The following is a 23,866-nucleotide window of genomic DNA, read 5'->3' as shown; positions in this document are numbered from 1 at the left end:
TTAAAGTCACGACGAGGCAGGGGCATGGAACCCACCCTATTTTCATTCATCTGGAAGTATTCGAAGAAACAGCAACTGGTGTTGCTGTGTTTGACGGTTTTGTCATTTCCGTTTCTCTATGCCTCATTGGAGCTTCCAAAGCAGATTATCAACGATGCTATTGGTGCACCAACGGACTCTGTGACTGTGCTTGGTATCACTGTGAGCCAGGTGCAGTATCTGATGATTCTGTGTTTTGCCTTCCTGGCGACGGTGATCGCCAGCGGTGTCATGAAAATGCGCATCAACACTATGAAAGGCATTTTGGCCGAACGGATGTTGCGGCGTCTTCGCTTTACTCTGATCAGTCGCTCTATGCGTTTTCCCAAATCCTATTTTGCGACAACCAGTCAGGGTGAGCTGGTGTCGATGATTACTTCCGAGGCCGAGCCAATGGGCGGGCTGATGGGCGATGCGATTGCGCAGCCGGTGTTTCAGTTCGGTCAAATGATGACCATCGTCACCTTTTTGTTCATGCAAAGCGTCTGGTTCGGACTTGCCAGTATCGCGCTGATCCCGCTGCAGGCCTGGCTGATCCCCAAGCTGCAGCGCCAGATCAACCTGTTGAACAAAGACCGCATTCAGGAGGTTAGGCGGCTGAGCTCTGAAATCGGGGAAAGCGCTGCCGGTATTGGCGACCTGCGCACCAACGGTGGCTGGCGCTATAGATTGGCGCAGTTCAGCCATCGTTTGGGAACCTTGTTCGAGATCCGTTTCAAGATTTACAACAAAAAGTTCTTTATGAAATTCCTCAATAACCTGATCACTCAGATTACGCCCTTTTTGTTTTACTCGGTGGGCGGGTATCTGGCGATCACCGGCGAGGTGACAGTGGGCGCGCTGGTTGCCGCGCTTGGTGCCTACAAGGACCTCAGCGGCCCGTGGAAAGACCTGTTGACCTACTACAATCAGGTGCAGGATATGTCGCTGCGCTGGGAGATCGTGATCGAGCGTTTTGCGCCTTCAAACATGATACCTGAGCGGTTGTTTGATGGCGTTCCAGATACAATCCCGCATCTCACTGGGGATATCGAGTTGCGAAACGTGACGGTTCGTGACGATGACGGCAAGACGATCCTCGAAGATATCGATCTGATAATTCCGAAAGGGGCCCGGATCGCCATTCAGTCCAAACACGCCTCTGAGCGTAGTGCGCTTGCGCAGCTATTGACGCGCGAGTTGCTTCCGGTTCAGGGAGAGGTCTTGATGGCCGGTCATAACCTGAGCGATCTTCATCAAGCGGTAATTGCCGCCAGGATCGGCTATGCTTACTCGCGACCGTATTTGTTTGACGGAACGCTGGGGGACAACCTCTTGATGCCATTGCGCACGCATCCTCAGCACGAACAAGATGCGCTCAGAGTGCCCTCGCGCCGTCAAATCGAGGCGGTTCGGGCAGGGAACCCTCCGGATTCCTTGTCTGATGAATGGATCGACCCAGGTCTAGCGGGTCTCGACGACATCGAAGACATTCGCGACTGGTGGTTCCAGCTTGTCGAAGCTATGGGCATCGATGAATTTATGTTTCGCCGAACGTTGCGTTCTCAATTCGATCCGAAAGTGCATCCGGCGCTGGCAGAGGAAATCGTCAATCTGCGTGATACTGTTGCGACCCGACTGCAGGAGCGAGGGTTGGACAAATATGTTTACCGGTTCGATCCGGACCAGTTCAATCCAGCTGTTCCTTTGGGTGGTAACCTGCTTTTTGCCTCTCCAACGCAGGACATAGCGCCTGACATCCTTGCAGGTGATGACCGGTTCCTATCGCTGCTCAGGGCCAATGATCTTGATGGTGATGCGCTCGGGATTGCCGAGGCTGTACTGGAAACCTTGAACCAGACTTTCGGGCGTGACGGCGCTGATCACCCGCTGTTTCTAAGGCTCGGCATGACGAAGGACATGTATCACCGTCTGCTGGATATCGAAGAGCGCCGCAAGACCAAAGGAGATGACTCTATCGGTGATCAGGAACGCGCACTTCTGCTGACCGTGCCGTTCATGCTGACAGCCGAGCAAATCGGCCCCAGCTTCCCAGAGGAATACAAGGAAAAGATCCTTTCCATCCGTCGCACTCAGGCCGAACGGTTGCGGGCTGCCATGGGGTCAATGTTTATCCCGGTGTCGCCGGACACCTATGTTCCGCGCCTGACAGCCATGGAGAATGCTCTCTATGGTCGCGTCTCGATCATGGCCGGGGCTCAGACCGAAGAGATCGAAGATCTTGTGGCCGAAGTGCTGAACGAGGCTGGGCTACGCCGCAGGGCTGCCGCAATCATATATGACCTGCCGTCCGGACTGGGCGGGAACAACCTGCCAACTGTGTTTCAGGAACGCGCTGCGTTTTCACGAGCGGGAATAAAGCGACCGGATATATTGATCCTAGACAAAGCGCTGGCCAGCCATGATTCAGAGAGCCGTTTGAGAACCCGCCTGAAATTACGCGAATTGTTGCCCGATTCAGTTATGATTTTCATGGAGGATCACTTCGCCCATCCTGAAGCCTATGATTTGTTTGTGGAAATCAAAGATGGTCGAATTGACGGTGTGTCGCGTGTTGCCACAACGGGTGAGGAGGACACGTCGGATGATCTGAGCCGAAAGCTGAAGATCATTTCTTCTACCGAATTGTTTGCACGCTTGGACGGGCGCAACCAACGCCTTCTTGCCTTTTCGGCCCAATGGTACGAGGCGGCGGCAGGTCAAACCATATTTGCGCGTGGTCAGGCACCGGATGCAGCCTATTTGTGTATCTCTGGTAAGGCCAGCGTGAACTGGATCAATGAGCACGGTGAAAAACGCTCAATCTCGACGGTAGAGCCAGGGCGTCTGATCGGTGATTTGGCGATCATTACCAATGAGCCCCGCCAATTGGATCTGGTGGCTCTCACGGATTGTTCCTTCCTACGAATTGGTGCCGAAGAATTACGGGCAGTAATCGAAAGTGATGCAGGTGTGGCGGTTAGGCTCCTTGAAACGGTGGCCGGCTATCTGACCACCGTTTCTGAACGGCTGCGTAACGGTAGCACGCTGATTGGTGAAGAACCGCCTGTGACAGATGTTGAGCGAAACGATGAACACTAGAGAACAGCCCGGCGCTTATAAGAGCCATCAACACCTGATTGAGGACGCCAGCAGGCATCCAGAGATCTGGCGTCTTTTTGCAGGCTTAGCGCTGGTAGCAGTGGTTGTGGTGACGCTCAACGCAATTTTATTTGCTACTGTCGTCAGCCTGGGCCCGCCCGGATCAGCGGCTGCCTTTCTCACGGGGTCTTCCCCATTCGCACTGCTTATCGTGCTAGCCAGTTTTATTTTTGCCACGCTGGGGGTCGCGCTGGGTGCAAGATTGTTTCAGCATCGTTCGCTGTCTTCCATCGTCGGAAATCAGTCGATCGCCCTGCGGCAGTTCTGGCGCGTCCTTCGCGCGCTGCTCATACTTAGTTTCGTAATATTGGCGTTACCGCCCTACGATCTGGGTGAATCATTGTTAGTTAACCTTGGCTGGTCCAAATGGCTTCTATTGTTACCTTTGTCGTTGGGTGCGGTTTTCATTCAGACGAGCGCCGAAGAAATTCTGTTTCGCGGCTACCTTCAACAAAGTCTCGCTGCGCGGTTCCGGTCTCCAGTTATCTGGATGGGGCTGCCGTCGATCTTGTTCGCTGCAGGTCATTATAGTCCTGCCACCGTTGGTGATAATGCGATCCTGATTTCCATTTGGGCTCTTACCTTCGGATTGCTGACCGCTGATCTGACTGCGCGGGCAGGGACACTTGGACCTGCCATTGCGCTGCATTTTTTTAACAACTTTGCCGCACTTCTGGTCATTTCTCTGCCCGACAACCTTGGGGGCTTGGCCTTGTTTCACCTGCCTTACGAGGCATCCGATGCGGATGCGCTCAGACCCTGGTTGTTTGTAGACTTCGCGCTGATGGTCGTTGGGTGGCTCACCGCGCGATTGGTCCTCAGGCGCTGATTGCATTTCCGGGCATTGCGTCTTATTTGACGTCAACGCCGCAATATCAAGGTTCCCACATGAACTGGATCACAAACTACGTACGCCCCCGGATCAACTCGATCTTTTCGCGCCGCGAGGTGCCTGAAAATCTTTGGCACAAGTGCGGCGAATGTGGAACCATGCTGTTTCATCGCGAGCTGGCGGAGAACCAGAATGTCTGCACCCAGTGCGGCCATCATATGGCGATCACACCACGGGACCGATTCACGCATCTGTTTGACGGTGGTATTTTCTCGGAAGTCGAGGTTCCGGCCCCAAAAGATGATCCGCTGCAGTTCCGCGATCAGAAAAAATATCCCGACCGGATGAAGGCTGCCCAGAAAAAGACCGGCGAAAAAGAGGCGATGCTGGTTGCCCTTGGCGAGATCGGCCGTACACCGATTGTAGCTGCCGCGCAGGATTTCTCGTTCATGGGCGGATCAATGGGCATGTATGTCGGCAACGCCATCATCGCCGCCGCACAAGAAGCTGTGAAGCTGAAACGCCCTTTGATCCTGTTCTCGGCTGCGGGCGGTGCGCGGATGCAGGAAGGTATTCTGAGCCTTATGCAAATGCCCCGCACAACGGTGGCAGTTGAAATGCTCAAAGAGGCAAACCTGCCCTATATCGTTGTCCTGACCCACCCGACCACAGGCGGCGTCACCGCATCTTATGCCATGCTGGGTGACGTTCACATTTCGGAGCCCAATGCATTGATCTGTTTCGCCGGACCACGCGTTATCGAACAGACGATCCGCGAAAAACTGCCCGAAGGATTCCAGCGCGCCGAATATCTGTTGGATCACGGCATGCTTGATCGCGTGACGAAACGTACCGAGATGCGGGAAGAATTGATCACGATCACCCGCATGCTTATGAATCAGCCCCCAGCGATCAAAGGCGACTTACCCGCGCCTGAACCCGAAGAGGCCACTTCAGAGGCGCCTGCCGAGGAAGCGGTCAAAAAATGACCGCCCAATCCTCGGATGTCATCCTCGACCGGATGATGGCGCTGCACCCCAAGATCATTGATCTGACCTTGGACCGGGTTTGGCGTTTACTGGCTGCGCTCGACAATCCGCAAACAAAACTGCCGCCTGTCATCCATATCGCTGGAACCAACGGCAAAGGCTCGACCCAAGCCATGATCCGGGCAGGTCTTGAGGGGGCAGGGCGCGCGGTCCATGCCTATACGTCTCCACATCTGGCCCGGTTTCACGAACGAATCCGGTTGGGTGGTGAGTTGATTTCCGAAGCCGACCTCACCGCCGTTCTGGATGAGTGTTATGCCGCCAATGGTGGTGAAAAAATCACCTATTTTGAAATCACAACCAGCGCTGCACTGCTCGCGTTTTCTCGTTCAAAAGCCGATTATACATTGCTTGAGGTTGGATTGGGCGGGCGACTGGACGCCACGAATGTGATTGATCAACCTGCGTTGACGGTAATCACGCCCGTCTCAATCGACCATGAGCAGTTTCTTGGCGATACACTTGGCAAGATCGCCGCTGAAAAGGCGGGAATCATCAAACCAGGGGTTCCCTGTATTGTCGGCCCGCAACAGGATGAGGCACTGGAAGTCATCGAATACACTGCGGCTCGTCTCGGCGCTCCGCTGTTCATGCACGGGCAGCACTGGCATGTGCACACGGAGAATGGTCGCCTAATTTATCAGGATGAAACCGGTTTGCGCGATCTGCCCATGCCCAACCTGTTGGGGGGGCATCAAATTCAGAATGCCGGTGCCGCCCTGGCTGCATTGCGTCACCTACAAATGGGTGATGATGCCTACGAGGCTGCGGTCACCAAAGCCGAATGGCCTGCCCGAATGCAGCGGCTGAAAACCGGCCCTCTGGTCGAGCAAGCCCCTCAAGCCGAGCTGTGGCTTGATGGCGGTCACAATGCAGCTGCAGGGGCGGCGTTGGCTGATGTTTTATTGTCATTGCCAGAACGACCGACGCATATGATTTGCGGTATGCTAAACACCAAGGATGTCACTGGCTATCTCGCACCTTTGGCCACAAAAGCTGCCAGCCTGACCGCTGTCTCCATTCCCGGCGAACAGAATACGCTGAGCGCTGAAGACACAGCCGCTGCAGCCGCCAAAGTGAATCTTACCGCAACAACCGCTGACAGCGTTGCAGACGCGCTTGCGGCAATCACTGCCCAAACCCCTTACGCGCGGGTTTTGATTTGCGGGTCCCTTTATCTCGCAGGGAACATTCTCCGAGAAAACGCCTGATCCGGTACTCAGTCAAAAATACTCCGGGGAACCCGCGCATTTAGCTTGGGCGGGGGCGAGGTACCCTATTTCCCCCAATCCTTATCCTGCATCTCACGCAGCCGTGACGCTGTACGTTCGAACTCGAATGTACCTTCCCCTTCGACATACAGCATCTCGGGCTCAGCAGCGGCAGAACAGATTAGCCGGACTTTTCCCTCATACAGAGCGTCAATCAGGGTCACGAAGCGCTTGGCCTCGTTAAAATTGTTGCGTGACAATCGCGGGATGTCTTCCAACACCAGCAGCTTCAGCGCTTCTGCTATTGCCAAATAGTCACCGGGGCCCAGCATCCGTCCGCAAAGATCATAAAACGATGCTCGCGCCACTCCGTTTCGGAAGGCGGGGAGAACAACTTCGCGTCCCTTGACCTGCAAAGCCAAAGGCTCCGCCGGCCCACCTGACAAATCATTCCACACAGCACGAATCTTCTCTCGCGCCTCGGGTCCGATAGGTGTGAAATAGACCGGAGAACCTTCAAGCCGGTTCTGCCTGTAGTCGGTGGGTGAAACCAGCTCCCATACTTCCAGTTGTTCTTTGATGTGCTGGATGAAAGGCAGAAACAGTTGCCGGTTCAGCCCATCCTTGTACAGATCATCCGGATGGCGGTTTGATGTCGTGACAACAACAACCCCACCATTATGAAGCAAATCAAACAGCCGTCCGACGATCATTGCATCTGTGATATCGGTGATCTGCATCTCATCAAAAGCCAGAACACGCACAGACTTGACCACGGCATCGGCGACCGGCACCAGCGCATCTTCGACACCGTCTTCACGTGCCTTGTGCAAGCCTGCGTGAATTTCCTGCATGAATGCGTGGAAATGGACCCGACGAACCGGGATATCGCCCAGTGTATCAACAAACATGTCCATCAGCATTGACTTGCCGCGCCCGACGCCACCCCAAAGATACAAGCCTTTGGGCGGCGGAGGGGCCTTGCGAAAAAAACTACGCTTAACCGGTTCAGCTAGTGCCGCCCGAATGCGATCAAACCGGGGTAACACCGCTTCCTGGGCGTCATCCCGTGTCAGAGAACCATCGGCGATGCGATCTTCGTAGAGCGAAGTTAAATCCGTCATGTCTTGAGCCATACCGCCCGGTTCACGTATTGAAAAGAAACCTTTTTCCCGACACATCAATTTTGCTGAACTGGCGTCGCAAAACTCCTGAATTGACGTGTGTGGTCGCGCCGCTAACGTCTTTACGAACCACTCCCTGGAGGCCCAATGCCGCAATCTACCCGCCTGATGAATCCGATCCTGATCGTCGGTTGCATCGTCATTACCGTCGGATTTGCGGTTCGCGCTTCTTTTGGCGTGTTTCAAATCCCAATAGCAGATGAGTTCGGCTGGCTGCGTAGCGACTTTTCTATGGCCATAGCGATTCAGAACCTTGCCTGGGGAATCGGTCAGCCGATCTTTGGTGCTATCGCGGAAAAGATCGGTGATCGGCGCGCCATTGTTCTGGGTGCTTTGACCTATGCGGCGGGAATGGTGCTGACGGCTTGGTCAGTGACACCATTTGAACATCAAATCTATGCGTGGCTTGTGGGCTTCGGGATTGCCGGTACAGGATTTGGCGTTGTGCTAGCGGTTGTTGGTCGTGCCTCATCCGACTCGAACCGGTCAATGTCACTGGCGATTGTCACGGCGGCGGGCAGCTTCGGGCAGGTTATCGGTGCTCCGACGGCCGAATGGTTGCTGACTTTTCTACCCTGGCAGCAGGTATTCCTTGTCTTTGCCGCAGCAATTCTCGCTTTGATCCTAACCTTGCCGTTTATGCGGGCGCCTCTACCGATCAGCAAAACTGAGCTCGAAGAAAGCATGGGGCAAATCCTTGCCAAAGCCTTCCGCGACCCTTCTTATTCACTGATTGCAATTGGTTTTTTCAGCTGTGGCTATCAACTGGGCTTTGTCACTGCGCATTTTCCCGCCTTTGTTACCGAGATGTGTGGCCCGATCCAGCCCGGGGGCCTGTTGTATTCAATGGGCATCACCACGACATCGGCCCTGGGTGCAATAGCCATTTCGTTGATTGGGTTGGCCAATATCGGTGGAACGCTTCTGGCAGGCTGGGCGGGAAACCACTTTCCGAAGAAATATCTGCTAGCTGCCGTGTATACTGGCCGTACGATTGCGGCAGGGGCTTTCATCGTGTTCCCAATCACGCCCTTGTCGGTGATCGCGTTCTCACTGGTGATGGGATCGCTTTGGTTGGCAACAGTGCCGCTGACGTCTGGACTTGTCGCGCATCTTTATGGCCTGCGATACATGGGAACGCTCTACGGCATCGTATTCCTGAGTCATCAAATCGGTAGCTTCCTGGGCATCTGGCTGGGCGGACGCATGTACGATCAATTTGGTGATTACACCATGGTTTGGTGGATCGGAGTCGCCATCGGGGCCTTCAGCGCCATCATTCACCTGCCCATCCGGGAAAACCGCGAACCAGCTAGCGTGGCAGTCTGACCTAATTGGCCTCCTCCGTGGTCAACAGTCCCTCCGACACCAACCGATCCGCCCAACCTTTTGGGCCGATGAAGTGATGGGTCTGCCACCCTCGCGCCTTGGCTGTTTCGAGGTTTTCGATCCTGTCATCAGCAAACAAAAGAGCAGCAGGGTCGATGCCGCTATCGGCCTCTACCATCTCATAAATAGGGGTATGAGGCTTAACCGCTTTCATCCGGCCCGAGACATACTGGCGATCAAATTCGTTCAGAAACGGATAAACGGTGGTGGCATAGTCGAAGTTCTGAACCCCAAAATTGGTCAGCGCAAAAACAGGTATTTTCTTGGTTCGCAGCGCTCGCAACAGTCGTGCTGAATGCGGGATTTCAGGCGCGGCCAGTTCGATCCAGTTGTCGTGCCACATCCGAATTTCGTCTCGCCAATCCGGGTACTTGTCCGCCCAGCTGTAAATCGTATCGGTGAAGTGATGGCCCTGATCCACCAGATCATTCATTCCATGCAGATCGACCTCGGCAAACATGGCACGCCGACGTTCCTCACCAATCACGCGATCATAGTAGCGCTCGGGTTGCCATTCGATCAGTACGTTTCCGATGTCAAATATGACGGCTTCGATGGTCATACGGTAATCCCATACCTAATCAATTGCCGCCGACTGAACCAAGCACCGGACGAAGATGCAAGCACCATCCACAGCGCGGTAAGCGCTGCCCGGCCCAACGGGACGTTGCGCATCTTTGATGCGCCACGGACCGGCGGGAGCGCTACCCGCGCAATGCGGCGCGAATCTCTCGCTCAAGCACGTCAAGAAAACGAGATCGATCTGCTTTGCCGAACGATTTGCCGCCGCCACCAGTTCCCAGAGGATTTGCAGCACGAAGATCCGCCATCAGATCGCGCATCGCCAGTTGCTGGCCGATATTGGCTGCCGTAAAGGCCTCACCGTTCGGGCGCAACGCACGAGCATCGGCTTCGATGCACTTCGCGGCAAGCGGGATGTCTGACGTCACCACGATATCGCCTGCACCGCAGCGCTCTGCGATCCATTTATCCGCCTCATCCGCACCGGCCGCGACAATCACCACCTGTACCAGCGGGTTGGCCGAGGGGCGCAGCCCGCCATTGGAGACCAGGACCATTGGCACTTTGTGTCGGGTTGCGACGCGTTCGGCCTCGGCCTTCACAGGGCAAGCGTCGCCATCGATGTAAAGCGTCGTCACGCGTCCTTGGCCTTTGTCGACACTTTCGCCTTCGAGGTGGATTTGCGTACCTTGAACTCCTCGGGAATAGGCATCCGGTTAAAAGCGTCCAATCCCGCAATTTTGTAAGCTTCGGCCAAAGTCGGATAGTTGAACGTATTTTGCACGAAGTAATCCACCGTGCCTTTCAGGTTCAGCACCGCCTGCGCAATATGGATTAGCTCTGTCGCCCCTTCACCTACAATCTGCACTCCCAATACGCGGCGGGTCTTGAGCGAGAACAGCATCTTCAGCACCCCATGTTCCAACCCCATGATATGCCCGCGCGAGGTTTCGCGGAACCGAGCCACGCCGACCTCGTAGGGGATGCCACGTACCTGCAGTTCTTCTTCAGACATGCCGCAAGTAGAGATTTCGGGAACCGAGTAGATCCCATATGGATACCAAGGGCTTTCCGGCAAGGTCGGTGTCTCAAGCGCATGACAGGCGGCGACTCGCCCTTGCTGCAAAGACGTTGAGGCCAGCGAGGGATGCCCGATGACATCTCCGGTGGCATAGATATGAGGCACCGAGGTTTGATAACTCTTTCGGTCCACGCTGATCCGATTGCGATGATCGGTTTCAATCCCAACAGCGTCTAGGTTCAGGGCCGAGGTTGCACCCATGCGCCCCGCGGCAAACAACAACATCTCAGCCCGGACATGGCGCCCGTTGTCCAGTGTAATCTCGACATGACTGCCCGCATCTTCGATCTTTTCGACGGCCGATCCCAACCGCAGATCAACACCATTTTCACGAACTTGGTGTGTGAAGTCGTGGATGAGCGTCTTGTCGATGAAATCTAGAAATGTCTCGCGTGGTTCAATCAGCGTAACGCGAACATCCAGCGCCGAGAACATGGTCGCGTATTCAACACCGATCACACCGGCACCGATCACACAAAGCGAACGCGGTATTTCTTCCATCTCTAGGAAGTCATCTCCGTCGACGACGGTTTTGCCGTTGAAGGGAACGTAATCGGGGCGATATGTTTTGGTGCCGGTCGCGATCAGGAATTTTGCAGCTGTCAAACGCGTTGTTTCGCCTGCGTCGGTTGCGACCTCAACCTCATGCGGTCCGATGAACTTGGCTAGCCCGCTCAGCGTTTCCACATGGTTTCGGTTGAATTGGTGTTCCAGCACGTCGACCTCATGGTCGAGCGTCATGTGTAGCCGTGCCTTCAGATCTTCCGCACTGATCTGATCCTTAACCCGGTAGGAGCGCCCATAAAAACTGCGTTCACGCCAGCCTGACAGGTTCAGCACCGTTTCCCGTAAAGTTTTGGACGGGATTGTCCCAGTATGCACTGAAACGCCTCCCAAACGGTCTTTACGGTCAATCACCAGCACCCTGCGCTGCAGTTTTCCGGCCTGAATAGCCGCCGCGCGCCCCGAAGGACCTGAGCCAATGATGATCAAGTCGTAATCATATTTGCTCATGCCTTATTCCCCATACAATGCTTCGGCGTGGAAGGTGATGTGGTCCTCCATAAAGGTAGACACGAAATAGTAGGAATGATCATATCCCGGCTGCAGACGATAGGTGGCTTGTTGGCGACGTTCGGCGATTGCCTGCGCCAATGCTTCTGGGCGCAACAGGTCCATGAATTGGTCATTTGCACCAGTATCGATCAGGATGGGACCGTTGAAGCCGGTGCTTTTCATCATCGCTGACGCGTCATGCTTAGCCCATGCCGCTTCATCATCGCCTAGATAGGCGCTGAGTTGCTTGCGACCCCAATCCGCCCCTATCGGGTTTGAAATCGGCGAGAAGGCTGAAACCGACCGATACCGCCCAGGCAGATTCATCGCCAGCGTCAATGCACCATGTCCGCCCATCGAATGCCCAGTGATTGCCTGGCGGTCGGCATCAATTGCAAAGCTCTCTACCAACAGCGCAGGTAGTTCCTCGGCGACATAGTCCCACATGTTGAAGTGAGGGGCCCAAGGTTTTTGAGTGGCGTTGACGTAGAATCCCGCGCCCTGACCAAGGTCATAGTCTTCATGATCCGCGACCCCATCTCCGCGAGGTGACGTATCGGGGAACACTAGAGCAATACCTTGTTCTGCAGCCCAGCCTTGCGCTCCGGCTTTGGTCATTGCGTTTTCATGTGTGCAGGTCAGGCCTGATAGATACCACAAAATCGGAACCGGGCCGTCCTTTGCCTCGGCCGGAAGGAAAAGACCAAATGTCATATCACATTTGCAAGCCGAGGAGGCATGGCGATAGACGCCTTGCACACCGCCAAAACAGGCATTTTCCGAAAGGGTTTCCATCGCTCTGATCCTTACGTTGTGTCGGCGTCATGGCTATCGCTCTGTCGCGTCCGCGTAAAGTGCGAGTGCTACCGGCGGGTGGATTATTAGAAAAGTTTGAAGATCAGAGGGTGCTGACCCAACCAATTACCAGCGGGACAGTCAGGATGCTGGCCAAGGTTGACAATAAGATTGCCGCAGATGCGCGCTGTGGGGCCACTCTGTAATGCGCGGCCAGCATGTAGACATTGCCCGCAACGGGTAAAGACGCCGCCGCGATGGCGACCATGGCTGGAAAGGATGCAACCGGAATCAGCCAGATCACCATAAGTGCGACAAAAAAGGGATGCAGAACCAGTTTGCAAAAACTCAGCCAACCCGCAATCTGTATGCGTTCCGCCGATTTGTCGGCAAGTGACGCGCCAATGGCAAACAACGCACCCGGTGTCGCCGCACCCCCCAGGATTGTTAGAAAGTCGTTCAAAGGGGCCGGGACGGACACATTGAATGCCGACCAGATCAACCCGGCAGAGATTGACAAGATCATTGGGTTTCTCAGCAAGCCAACCCCAATCAAGCGCACCGTCGCAAGACCGAGCCGGCCATCTCGACCACCGTTGATCAAAATTACGATCAAAGAGGAAAACACAACAAGATCAACGGTTAGAACCAGCATCACGGGTCCTATGGCCGCTTCAGAAAACAAGAGCGCCAGCATTGGCAAGCCCAGGAACCCCACATTGCCGATCGCGGCGCATTGGGCTTCAACAGCAGCCGTCGGAATATCCAATCCGCGCAGATAGGCGACAACAGTTGCCAGTGTGTAGACGCCCGCTGTTCCAATCAAATATCCGATTACAAGGCGACCATTGAAGATCTCGGCAAAGGGCAGGGTGGCTGCAAATCGAAACAGCATTGCAGACAAGGCGAAGAAAAATACGAACTTGGTCAGATAGGCAGTTGCCTCGGGCGGGAAAAAACAGCTGCGACCGGCCCAAAATCCCAGGCCGATGATTGCGAAGAAGGGCAGTGTGCGCAGAAAGATCTCAACCATGGCTGTGTGTTAGCATGAAAGGCCGGGGTCGCAAGGGCGACGCTCGGCATAAGCTACTCTTGCCGGTTAAACGTTGTGACAATACCGCGATCCGGTTGAAATGCGTTGAAACTGAACCGAACGGTTTATAGTGTTGTAGAATATCGCATTCAGGAGACATCATGACTCAAGCCGCCGCCATCCTGCGTACAGGCCGAAAATTTGATCAGGTTTTGCGCGGGGCGCGCGAGGTGTTCATGGCGGATGGGTTCGAAGGCGCGAGCGTTGATGACATTGCGCGATCAGCGGGCGTGTCGAAGGCCACTCTCTATAGCTACTTCCCCGACAAGCGTCTGTTGTTCACCGAAGTCGCCCAGACTGAGTGCCGGTTAATGTCCGAGCGTATCCTGTCAATGATTGACGAGACCAAACCTGCGCGCGAGGTGCTAACAATTGCAGCATCTCAGCTTACTGCATTTCTGGTCTCAGACTTTGCGCAGCAAGTCTTTCGAATTTGCGTCGCCGAGCGAGACAGGTTCCCGGAACTCGGTAAGGCCTTTTTTGAAGCGGGCCCTCAGAATGGTCGGCGGCAGATGGCAGAGTATCTGACCAAAGCGGTCGCAAAAGGAGAGTTGGCTATCGAAGACGTCAATATTGCGGCCGAGCAGTTTTCGGAGCTGTGTAAGGTAAGGCTATGGGGACGGGCCGCTTTTGGTATTCAAAACAGTTTCAGCCAAAGCGAGATTGACGAGGTTGCTATGCAGGCGGTCGATATGTTTATGGCACGCTACGGCGTCTGAGTTTGACGACCCAACGTCAGAGCAACGAATCGATTCTGTGAAGTTTTGTGGTGCGGGTGGAGGGACTTGAACCCCCACGCCTTGCGGCGCCAGAACCTAAATCTGGTGCGTCTACCAATTTCGCCACACCCGCAACCCGATGCCAAAGCATCGCGACGAGGCGCTCAATAGCAAAGCTTTTGAGGGAGCGCGAGAGGTAAAGTGCGACAATACACAAGATTATTATCGCCATACGAGAAACAATAAGACGTCGAATTGCACTTCATCCAAACTCCTGAGAATCGAGTGCAAGTCCGAAGTGGCAATCCGTAGAAAAGGAAATGTCTTTGAAGGGCGGGTTTATTTAGACCAAAGTGCAGAGATTTTCTGTTCGTCGAGATGTCAGAATAGGCTCAATCTTGACATTATTATTGTTTCCAAAAGGTGAACTTGTGGACCTTTTTTGATCGTAAGTGTGTTGCACCTATAAGTTGAGTTCACCACGAGGTTTGTGGGCGAAGGGTCGCCAGAGTGAAATATTGGGTGTTGTGTGAGTAGCCTGAAGGAAATTTAAGCAAAGTTACACCTAGTGAGGGGGATCGATTAATTTTTAAAAAAACAAATGATTATAAGATATTTTGAAGCTCAATTCTGATCCAGCGCACCAGATTAGAGTTGTCAGTATTGGAATCGGTTACGGGTCCAGTTGGTGCGTGCTTTTCAGGCATTCTCTTATAGGTTGAGGTATTTATGAGGTCCGCCACCTTATTTGTGCCACATTTCAAACGCCAAAATATCCTATTCGCGTCAAAATAACACCGCGGAAATCGTAATTGATTGAACGCAGGAGTTAATGAGTCTTTTTGCCTTCTGGCACCGTGCGAGTTTCTGCTCAACTCCAGAACAAGGGTCTCTGTCGTGACCAACCTGATCAAATCCGCTGCTTCCGAGCAGGACGTTGTAAGTCTTGCCCGAGAAAGTTTTATCGGCGAGCTAAAAACACTGAACCGCCAGCATCCTGGCACGGGTTTCGGCGTTGCGCTCAAAACCCATTCGGGCAATCGCTATTTGCTGGCGAATGCCCGAATGCCTTTGCCGGCAAACAAATCAGAAGATTTTCCAACGGGGCGCCGTGTCGCCTGCCTGGAAAATGGGGAAGGCTTCAGTTCTATCGAAGTGCTTGCTGATTCCTTCGCATATGAATCAATTTCACCGCAAACCGAGGCTGTGATCCTCGGTAACGCATTGGACCTTATCGCGCGCATCGACACGCTTGCGAGCCTGCCGGACGGGGCAGGGGACCAATTTGCCGCAACAGGTACCGGAGGCTAACCATGGCGCGTAACGACCACCTTCTGTCTGTAGGAAACGAGGCTCTGTCCGAAATGACAGAGACAATGACTTCGTTGACGACGCAGATCGACCAACTGACAGAGGTGGCGGATGCGCGTTCTTCCGCGCGGCTCGCTGCGCTCAAGACTAAAATGGAGAATTTCTCGGCCAGCGTCACAATGGTGGGGCAGGTAAAGGCCGGGAAATCGTCCATCGTCAACATTCTGGCGGGGCGACCAAATCTGCTACCCTCGGATGTGAACCCATGGACGTCTGTGGTGACCACGCTGAATATCAATACCCGGACTGAAGGGGGCACCAAGTCCAAGTTTACTTTTTTCGAGCAGGAAGAATGGGACAACCTGATGGTTGGCGGCGGTCGCCTGGGCGAACTCGCAAACCGTGCTGGTGCTGATGATGAGATGGATGACATCCGCCGTCAGATCGGGGAGATGAAGTCTAAGTCCGAGCAAAGGTTGGGCAAACACTTCGACCTGATCCTTGGTCAAAGTCACCAGTATGACTATTTCGATGACGAACTTGTCCAACGGTATGTCTGTCTTGGGGATGAGGATGACCCAGATATCGACCCAAAGACGGGTCGTTTTGCGGATGTAACGAAATCGGCAGAGCTGTTTATGGATATCCCGCAATATCCGATTTCGCTTAAGCTTTGCGATACGCCGGGCGTGAACGATACATTCATGGTGCGCGAACAGATCACTTTGCGCAGCCTGCGAGGGTCGGAGGTTTGCATAGTTGTATTGGCTGCAAGCCAGGCACTGACCACGATGGATATGGCGCTGATGCGTATTATCGCTCAGTTCGAAAACCGGCAGATCATTCTGTTTGTGAACCGGATTGATGAATTGTCTGACCCGGTCAATCAGGTCCCCGAGATTCGCGATCGCATCCAGGACACCCTGAAGCAGAACAACATTGACGCCAACACAAGCGTTGTCTTTGGCAGCGCCCTGTGGGCTGAGGCCGCTCTCACTGGAAACCCGGACATTCTGACAGAAGAATCGCGCGAGGCATTGAACACTTTCTACCTTGCTGCCGGATTCGGCGATCAGGCGGCGTCACTCGACAAGATCTGGGCGCTTTCCGGCCTGCCCGATTTGTTGCTCGCGATGAATGAGCGTATTGCCGAAGGCGCCGGAACGCGGCTTTTGGATCGCGTCCGGCATCGGGCGCGCAATATCGCCAGTCAGATTCGGGCGACAGCTGTTGCTAAGACCTTATCAAACTCGGATGGAATTGTTCGGGATTTAGATGGTGCGTCGCCAGAAGACGCGATTGCGAGGGTTACAGCCGAATACGAAAAGAAAGCTTCCGAGCTGACAACCAAACTGCGCGACAAGGTACTGGAGCGACTTGCCTCGGCAGAAGCGAATTTCGTCAAGCGCGCGACCGATTCTCTGATCTCACATCTTGAGCAAAATGGAGAGCAGGGTACATGGCAATATGACCCGGCCGGGCTACGAACTTTGCAGAAAGCCGCATATTTCAGCTTTGCCCGTTCGATGCGCAAGGAAGCCGGTGCGCTGTATTCGGCTGCTGCGGCGGATGTTGAGGCTCTGTACCAGAAACTATTGGGCAACCATTTGGGTGAATTCAATATCGAAGCTCCGATCGTGCCACGCGTGCCTCCGCCACTCGGGATTGGGCGCACTATCGCGCTGGACCTGCAAAGCACCTGGTGGCGCCGATGGTGGCAACGCCGAAAGGGCTTTGAGGCCTATGCCGCAGACTACACGCGCTTGATCGCATCTGAGGCGAATTCGATCACCAAAGATATCGAGGAGAACCAGATTGCCGCCGTGCTGGAGAATGTACGTGCCACGCTGACCGACTTTATGGTCGAGCAGAAAGACACGTTGCTCAGCATCTCGCATTCACCTGACAGGGCTGCGGCACAGATCGCCGAGCAGAAGCCACAGAAATCGCGTGACGATATTCTGGGCGATATCCTGAAAGACCTTAGTAACGAAGCAGCATAAGAAGAGTTATGGTAAAAAATTCACAAACCCGCTTCGTCTCTCCCAAGACATGGAACCGCATCGAGCAGTGGTCCCGCCGCAAACCCGTGTTTGCGCTTATGGGGGAATTCAGTGCAGGCAAATCGACGTTGATGAATTTCCTGCTGCGCAAACAGGCACTGCCAACGCAGGTCACAGCTACGCAGCTGCCGCCGATCTGGTTCAGCTGGGGCAATCGACCCGCTTATATCAAACGCCATGATGGCAGTACGCAGAATATCGAGTTGGATCAGCTTGAACAGGTTGGTGTCAACGACGCCCAGTTCATTCGCATCTTCCTTGAGGCCGATATTCTTGAGGCGGTCGACTTGATCGACACACCCGGCATTTCGGACCCGAAGATTTCGACGGATGTCTGGCAGCGTGCAGTTGGCCAAGCCAATGGTGTGTTGTGGTGCACCCACTCGACCCAAGCCTGGCGAGAGACTGAACGTGCCACCTGGGTTTCGCTGCCTGAAAGGCTGCAGCACAAATCGCTGCTGCTGGTGACTCGTGCGGATGCTTTGAATCAGAAAGACAGGCAAAAGGTCTTGCGCCGCGTAAATCGCGAAGCGGGTCATTTGTTCAATCGCACGATCCTGTTCTCGGCCCGTGATGCCATCATGGCCCGTGACAAAACCGGTGATGCCGAACTTTGGTCACGCAGCGGTGGTGGTAAGATGGTCGACAGTTTCCTGGAGATCACCGAGCAGATTATGGACAAGCGAGCGGATATGCTAGCCCGCTATCAAATTGATAAAACCCTGTCCGAAGCACCAAAAGTGAGCCATTTGCATCCGGAAAGCCGAATGGAAGATGTGCCGTTGGCGCATCAGGATCCGCTGGCTGACACTCCGGCTGAAGCGAGCAGTGATGTTGTCACAAGCTTTCCAATCCGTCCTGCCCGCGTCGAGCGCCGCTCAAAAGAGGCTGAGCGCCCGCGAATTGACGTGGACGAGGCAGAACGGATGCGCGCCGAAATGACCTCTGAAGCAGAACCAGCTGATGAAGATCTGCGTTCCGTATTCTCAGAACAATCCGATGACCCGCTGGATCTGAACCTTTTGGCGAACCCGACCCATGACGTCGATGAGTTTGCTTTCATGGATGAAGAAGAGGACCAAGAGGATGCGGAGTTAATTATTCTCGGTCCCGAAGATGAACAAGATGCAACGGTAGAAGCCTCGACATCCGAGGAGACTTTGGTCGATGAGGAGAGCTCGGGTTCGGACATCGAAGTGTCTATCTCGTCGATTACGTCTTTGCTTTCTGAGCAATCTGAGGAATCTACAGAAGAATACGAGCCGGAACCGGAATCAAACTCACTCACGCCAGCCGAAGTGGTTGAATTGAGTGGCGAAGCGAAGTCGAATGAAGAAGCGTCTGAAGAACAAGCAGCCGATCCAAGCGTTCTGCCCTCGGAATCGCCACTCAGCGCGTCTGCGATGTGGAGCGAGATCGTAGCGCGGGAAAGTCTGCCTGATGATGCCCAAGGCTTGAAAAGCGCTTTTGCTGCGTTTTTGTCCGAGTATGATCAGATTGCGCTGGAGCACACCGCTCGCAATAGCGAAGCCAGCATGCGACCGGTGGCGGAAGCGCGCAAAAACGGTGGAGCAGAATGGCACGCGATCTGAAACATTCTTTGAGGTGGATATCTGAATGTCGATAGAATCCGCCTTAGCCTCGGCCATCGAGACCATACCCGACTGCGTTGCAGCCGGGTATGTTGATATGGAAACAGGGATGCTGTTGGGCATTGATGCTGCAGACCGAGAGAGTTCAGATGCTTTAGAAAATCTGGCGCTTTCAGTTGCTAACCTGTTTCAAAGCCGTGGCACAAAAGGCTTTGAGGAATTGTTGCGCACGGCACAGATAGATGAAACGGAACACCCCGGATTTGGGGAAATCGCGGTGTTCGCCAATGATCGTATACATATCTTTCTGAGAACGCCGAAATACCCGGATCACGTTGTCTGCTATATCTGTCGCGACAGTGCGAATACCGGGCTTGCGCTTACAAAATCACATCTCAGCCTCAGCTCGGTGGCTGCTGCGGTATAGACGGAACCAGAGGGGGTTCGCGGTATGATGGATGGCGAAATACTCGAATTGCTCGAAGAAATCGGGCAATCTTCGGTCGCGCGCTTATCTCCGGCAGTCTATCTGTCGGGCGAAACTGCGCAGGCAAGACGAGGTGAGGTACTGAACGCTATTCGCGGCACGATCCTGCCAAGGAGGCTAGAGTTCAAGGCGGCCGACGGGGGAATGCTGGCGGTTGAAGTGAACAGCTCTCGGATCACCGATGTCTTTCGCTGTGTTTCGGGGCCTTTGCCCGATTTTGAAACCGATGCCCGTGAAAACTTGACGGGCCGACTGGCCCAACTGGTTTCTGACATCGCGATCGCCCCCGGCCCTTTAGAGTTGATTTCGCTCAGACCGGATTCGGCGCTTGAAGCGGATGATGTGGGCATAACATTTTCTGAGGTAGAGGCGGCTTGCGGAAATATTGTTCTACCGGATGAGCGGCGTATGACGATTGTTCCGGATGCCACCCCTGAGCCTGAAGCAGAAACGGATCAACAGAGCCCATCGGGGATCACTGATGCATTCTATGAAGGTTCTGAACGCTTTGCTTTGGGACGCTTTTTGATTAGCGGTGAGGTCAAATTTGATGGGCTTTGTTCCGAAGGGCAGCCTGCGCATCCAGGCGAAAACCTTTTGGCGCGTTTCACCAAAGATCTCCTCGGCTGGCAAGCAGATGTATCTAACATACTGTCAGAGCCGCAATTAATCGTAATGCGACCATCCGGGGGTCAAGGTGTTGGCCTTGCGATCCTGCGCGATGATGAGGACGTTGCAGCCGCGTTTCATGACACCCGTAAGCTGGGCGCTGCTGTCAACCTGTGGAAATCTTTGAAAAACGCCGTCGAATGACCGCGTTCCTGCCAAATAGTGTCCATTTTGCAAAGCTAGATGATAAATACGAGTTACCAGGGTAAATCTTATGAGTGAGTTAAACCGCCGCGAGCTTATTCGCATCGCAGAAGACATGAATGGGATGAGCAATGACGAGACACGTCATTTCATCTCACGCATTGTTGACGATCTGTCGAACCTCAAGCCTTCGATCGCTTTCGTAGGCCAGATCAAGGCTGGCAAGTCTCGCTTGATCAATGGTTTCACCGGGCAGGCGGAATATCTACCCTCAGACGTGAACCCTTGGACAACTGTGATCACCGACATGCATTTCGGCCATCCATCCGGCAGGAAATCGGGTGCCGAGTTTCACTTCTTCGACAATCGCCAATGGCAAGCTCTGATCGCTGAAGGCGAAGAGCTGCGCAATATGTTCCCGGACGAGGAAGACAGCTATAAACGCGAGATGATCGAAGAGCAGGTTGAGGCGATGAAGACCCGCGCCAAGCTGCGTCTTGGTGACAGCTACAAACACTTGTTGGGCCAGCATCACGATCTAGATGAACTAAAATCAGACGATCTGGCACGATATGTTTGTGCCGGAGATGACCCAACGGATGAAGGGGAACATGACCCCGGTTCGGACCGAGGTCTTTATAGCGATATCACCCGCAAGGCCGAGGTCTACTTTGACATCGGTCATTTTCCGTATCCGGTAACCGTTACGGATACACCGGGTGTCAATGACCCGCTGCTGATCCGCGAGGAAATTTCGCGCCAATACCTCAAGGAATCAGATTTCTTTGTGGTGGTGCTTTCGGCGCATCAGGCTTTGTCGCGCGCGGATCTGAAATTGTTCCGTTTGATGCAAGCGCTAGAGCTTGGTCAGATTGTGGTTTTCATCAACCGTGTTGATGAATTGGGCGGCGGTGCTGAGGATGCCACGAAGGTGCGCGCTGATGTGTTGGACGGGCTTGAGAATGCTTTAGGTAATTCGGATATCGATGTCCTGATGGGCAGCGCCCAATGGGCGCATTACGCTTTGACCGGTGATGAAACCGGCATTGACCACGATCAGATACTCGCTTGGCTTCGGGCTCATCCTGAGCAGATGAAGCAATACCTGGATGGCGTCGAAGAGATCAAGCAAGGCCCCGGCCCTATCAGCCGCGAAGGCGTATTACGTTTTGCCGCAATGATCGCGTCGGGCCTGCCCGATCTGCGCCGCCATGTGACCAAAGCTCTGACGGAAGGCCCACGTCAGGAACAACTCAATATGGCTTGGCAGCACCTCAACAGCTTTGCCCAGGGTGAGCTTGAGCGCAGCAACGCGAGGCTCCGTGCGATTGAGGAGCAGGACGGGCCTGACACGGCAAATGTTGAAGAAAATAACAAGACACTTACAGATCTGCGCGCGTTGATTGCAGAGAAATCCCGGGCGATCACCAACGACATGGATGACGTGCTGGCCAATCTGCGTGGCGTAATGGACGATACGGTTGCCGAGGCCGTTTCGATTGTCGTACGTGGTCCCGATGGCCAATCCCCTCTGTTGACCAAAGACGGTGATACCGAGTTGAATTTCACACCGCTGCGTGAGCGGATGCGAGAGCTTGTTCAAGGCGCGACTCAGGTGGTGCGTCAACGCATGCTTAGTGAGCTCTATGCGATCGACATGCAAAGCAATGCTGCCCTGCGTGCCCTGCCTGGTTGGCAGGAGCCGGTGGACAATCGCATGAATACCAGCGCAGTGCGTTGGTTCAGACCAGACACCAGTGCATTGACGCGGGGAATTACGGTCGAACTGCGTGTGACATGGCTATCGCGACTGATTTCGCGCCGCAGCGTTCTGAACCGGGCGGAAAGAATGATCGTACAGGAATTCGAGATGATTGGTGACGATCTGGTGGATACCGCCAGAATCGATCTGATCGAACGCATGCAAACGGTGCTGGATCACTATTTGGCACTGCTTGCCGGACATCTGGAACATCGCGCCGGAACCGACGATACAAATGCTCGTGCCGACGCTCAACGTGCGGTTGACCAGGCCCGCCGCATCAGCGATGAACTGGGTGCGGTACATGGAACCGCACCCGTGGACACTCGACAGGCAGAGGCCGCAGAATGATTGAATTCCCCGGAACCGAGAAGGAAGTGCGCCAGTTGGAGCGTTTCCTGACCGCTACTGAGAACGCCCCTTCGTCGGTTGAGCTGGACGATATGCGTTCCCGCGCCTTGGCTCATGCCGAGCGGCTTTCGAACGCGGTGTCCATCGGTTTTGCCGGGGAATTTGGCGCCGGGAAGTCAAGCCTTGCGAATATGCTTGCAGGTGCTGACATTCTGCCCACCGGGCCGCAGCATCTGAAACTGCCGCTGGTTATCGTCGCTTACGCTGATACACCTGAAACCACCGTTGGTTGGTGGGACAAAGAACCCAAGGTCTACTCAGGGATAGCGCTGGAAAAAGCCGCAGCTGACGAACCTGATTTCATCTCGGTCGGGTTGAATACCCCTGCCCTACAAGAGATCTCGCTATTCGACCTGCCCGGTGCCGGTGCTTTGGATGATACATACAAGCAGACACTGGGATTGCTGGAGTATGTGGACTGCGCCATTTGGTGTACCAACGGAACCAACGCCTGGCGCGAAACTGAACGGCACTTGTGGGCGCAGGTGCCACAGAAGCTGCGCGATAACAGCTTGTTGGCCGTAACCCACGCCGACTTGCCTCCGGTTCGGGATTCACTGGATCGGGTTGTTGCCCGACTGAATAAAGAAAAAGGTGATCTGTTCCGTGCGGTTGTACCCATTGGCACGCCGGTTGCCGTGCGTGCAATGGAGCAGGAACCCGAGCCTGACTTTGATCTTTGGGAGACCTGTGGCGGCCAAAATTTGGCCGAACAGGTACTAAGTGTTGCGTCTGACCATCGACGCCATGATCTTGAAGCGGCTCAGAAGGACTTGGTCGAAGAATTTCTGCCTTATATGGAAGAACTCACGGGGGTTGAAGAAGAACGTGACGCTAAGGCTGATGGCTTTGCGGTCCAATCAAGCTTAGAAACCGCCCTTCCCCCTCTGGATAATCCAATTCTTGAAGATTGGCTTGCAGCCATAGCCAGTATCTACAACGACCTGCGTGAAAGCTCAGATATCGAGCCTGCGGCCTTTCTGCAAAGTTGTCAGGAAATTGTTGAGGATTTTGCCGAGAGGTTGGAATCCGGATCCGAAATCGACCCCGAGGCTGATTGGATTCCGGCTGAGTTCGAAAAGGCAACCGACCTGCTGTTGCTACTACAATTCGAGAGTGGCGATGCACCTCTCAAAGACGCGATCAGTATCCTTGCGCAGCTTAGCGACAACCTTGCATGGGCCGGCAGCTCTGTCGCGTCTGCCCCTCCGAAAACCGGAACGTAAGTTTTTCCCGCAATAATTGAGCCGCAACGCAGCGATTCGAAAGGATCGGAATCACCGCGCTATTGTTTCGATTTCGTGGACCAAGCGCGG

The 23,866-nt window shown here is 54.3% G+C and carries 19 protein-coding genes and 1 tRNA gene; 13 read left to right on the top strand and 7 right to left on the bottom strand.

The features are described 5' to 3' along the window. Positions 1-24 precede the first annotated feature (24 nt). From ACRZ91_RS16660 to ACRZ91_RS16645, 4 genes are read left to right on the top strand one after another with little or no spacing between them, the layout of a single operon-like run. Complete coding sequence (locus ACRZ91_RS16660; RefSeq protein WP_480907206.1) at positions 25-3,120, top strand: ABC transporter transmembrane domain-containing protein; 3,096 nt, start codon at positions 25-27, stop codon at positions 3,118-3,120. Beyond that, positions 3,110-4,009 (top strand): CPBP family intramembrane glutamic endopeptidase, encoded by a 900-nt coding sequence (locus tag ACRZ91_RS16655; protein WP_480607829.1) that lies wholly within the window; start codon positions 3,110-3,112, stop codon positions 4,007-4,009. The genes ACRZ91_RS16660 and ACRZ91_RS16655 overlap by 11 nt, the downstream gene beginning before the upstream one ends. Before the next feature lie 59 nt (positions 4,010-4,068). Then, positions 4,069-5,001, top strand: a complete 933-nt coding sequence (gene accD, locus ACRZ91_RS16650) for an acetyl-CoA carboxylase, carboxyltransferase subunit beta (RefSeq protein ID WP_170474877.1) — start codon at positions 4,069-4,071, stop codon at positions 4,999-5,001. Then, on the top strand, positions 4,998-6,272 hold the full coding sequence (locus ACRZ91_RS16645) for a bifunctional folylpolyglutamate synthase/dihydrofolate synthase (RefSeq protein WP_170545914.1): 1,275 nt from the start codon (positions 4,998-5,000) through the stop codon (positions 6,270-6,272). The genes accD and ACRZ91_RS16645 overlap by 4 nt, the downstream gene beginning before the upstream one ends. Positions 6,273-6,337: 65 nt before the next feature. On the opposite strand, the gene zapE is transcribed toward ACRZ91_RS16645, so the two are convergent. Further along, positions 6,338-7,396, bottom strand: a complete 1,059-nt coding sequence (gene zapE, locus ACRZ91_RS16640) for a cell division protein ZapE (protein WP_480907203.1) — start codon at positions 7,394-7,396, stop codon at positions 6,338-6,340. A gap of 147 nt (positions 7,397-7,543) precedes the next feature. Here zapE and ACRZ91_RS16635 point away from each other — a divergent pair, with 147 nt between their 5' ends. Beyond that, the gene (locus ACRZ91_RS16635; RefSeq protein WP_480907201.1) at positions 7,544-8,785 is read left to right on the top strand and encodes an MFS transporter; all 1,242 of its coding nucleotides are present in this window, start codon (positions 7,544-7,546) and stop codon (positions 8,783-8,785) included. A gap of 1 nt (position 8,786) precedes the next feature. Here the strand turns inward: ACRZ91_RS16635 and ACRZ91_RS16630 are convergent, their stop codons facing one another. The 5 genes from ACRZ91_RS16630 to ACRZ91_RS16610 form a co-directional block, all read right to left on the bottom strand. Next, positions 8,787-9,407, bottom strand: coding sequence for an HAD family hydrolase (locus tag ACRZ91_RS16630; protein WP_480907199.1), 621 nt, complete (start codon positions 9,405-9,407; stop codon positions 8,787-8,789). Positions 9,408-9,549: 142 nt separating this feature from the next. Next, on the bottom strand, positions 9,550-10,005 hold the full coding sequence (locus ACRZ91_RS16625; RefSeq protein ID WP_480715723.1) for a YaiI/YqxD family protein: 456 nt from the start codon (positions 10,003-10,005) through the stop codon (positions 9,550-9,552). Beyond that, positions 10,002-11,462, bottom strand: a complete 1,461-nt coding sequence (sthA, locus tag ACRZ91_RS16620; protein WP_480907197.1) for a Si-specific NAD(P)(+) transhydrogenase — start codon at positions 11,460-11,462, stop codon at positions 10,002-10,004. The genes ACRZ91_RS16625 and sthA overlap by 4 nt, the downstream gene beginning before the upstream one ends. A 3-nt stretch (positions 11,463-11,465) precedes the next feature. Further along, complete coding sequence (gene fghA, locus ACRZ91_RS16615; RefSeq protein ID WP_170772388.1) at positions 11,466-12,299, bottom strand: S-formylglutathione hydrolase; 834 nt, start codon at positions 12,297-12,299, stop codon at positions 11,466-11,468. A 103-nt stretch (positions 12,300-12,402) separates the two neighbouring features. Beyond that, on the bottom strand, positions 12,403-13,332 hold the full coding sequence (locus ACRZ91_RS16610; RefSeq protein ID WP_480907195.1) for an AEC family transporter: 930 nt from the start codon (positions 13,330-13,332) through the stop codon (positions 12,403-12,405). 161 nt (positions 13,333-13,493) lie between these two features. Here ACRZ91_RS16610 and ACRZ91_RS16605 point away from each other — a divergent pair, with 161 nt between their 5' ends. Next, on the top strand, positions 13,494-14,111 hold the full coding sequence (locus ACRZ91_RS16605) for a TetR/AcrR family transcriptional regulator (protein ID WP_480907193.1): 618 nt from the start codon (positions 13,494-13,496) through the stop codon (positions 14,109-14,111). A gap of 48 nt (positions 14,112-14,159) precedes the next feature. Here ACRZ91_RS16605 and ACRZ91_RS16600 read toward each other — a convergent pair. Then, positions 14,160-14,244 (bottom strand) — tRNA-Leu (locus tag ACRZ91_RS16600). Between the two features lie 764 nt (positions 14,245-15,008). Here ACRZ91_RS16600 and ACRZ91_RS16595 point away from each other — a divergent pair. From ACRZ91_RS16595 to ACRZ91_RS16565, 7 genes are all read left to right on the top strand, one after another. Continuing rightward, a complete protein-coding gene (locus ACRZ91_RS16595; RefSeq protein WP_170474967.1) occupies positions 15,009-15,422 on the top strand; it encodes a hypothetical protein in 414 nt (137 codons plus the stop codon). A gap of 2 nt (positions 15,423-15,424) precedes the next feature. Further along, the gene (locus tag ACRZ91_RS16590; protein ID WP_010441391.1) at positions 15,425-17,425 is read left to right on the top strand and encodes a dynamin family protein; all 2,001 of its coding nucleotides are present in this window, start codon (positions 15,425-15,427) and stop codon (positions 17,423-17,425) included. Positions 17,426-17,433: 8 nt separating this feature from the next. Next, on the top strand, positions 17,434-19,077 hold the full coding sequence (locus ACRZ91_RS16585) for a dynamin family protein (RefSeq protein WP_480907190.1): 1,644 nt from the start codon (positions 17,434-17,436) through the stop codon (positions 19,075-19,077). A gap of 25 nt (positions 19,078-19,102) precedes the next feature. Then, positions 19,103-19,504 carry a hypothetical protein gene (locus ACRZ91_RS16580; protein ID WP_010441394.1) on the top strand — a complete coding sequence of 134 codons (402 nt, stop codon included), beginning with the start codon at positions 19,103-19,105 and terminating at the stop codon, positions 19,502-19,504. 24 nt (positions 19,505-19,528) lie between these two features. Then, positions 19,529-20,377 carry a hypothetical protein gene (locus tag ACRZ91_RS16575; protein ID WP_480907188.1) on the top strand — a complete coding sequence of 283 codons (849 nt, stop codon included), beginning with the start codon at positions 19,529-19,531 and terminating at the stop codon, positions 20,375-20,377. A gap of 70 nt (positions 20,378-20,447) precedes the next feature. Further along, positions 20,448-22,490 carry a dynamin family protein gene (locus tag ACRZ91_RS16570; RefSeq protein WP_480907186.1) on the top strand — a complete coding sequence of 681 codons (2,043 nt, stop codon included), beginning with the start codon at positions 20,448-20,450 and terminating at the stop codon, positions 22,488-22,490. Next, positions 22,487-23,776 (top strand): dynamin family protein, encoded by a 1,290-nt coding sequence (locus ACRZ91_RS16565; RefSeq protein WP_480907184.1) that lies wholly within the window; start codon positions 22,487-22,489, stop codon positions 23,774-23,776. Before ACRZ91_RS16570 ends, ACRZ91_RS16565 begins: the two co-directional genes overlap by 4 nt. Positions 23,777-23,866: the final 90 nt, after the last annotated feature.

Source organism: Ruegeria sp. O11, from assembly GCF_056535285.1.
The sequence above is the reverse complement of the archived record's forward strand: the minus strand, read 5'-3'. Positions and strand labels throughout refer to the sequence as shown.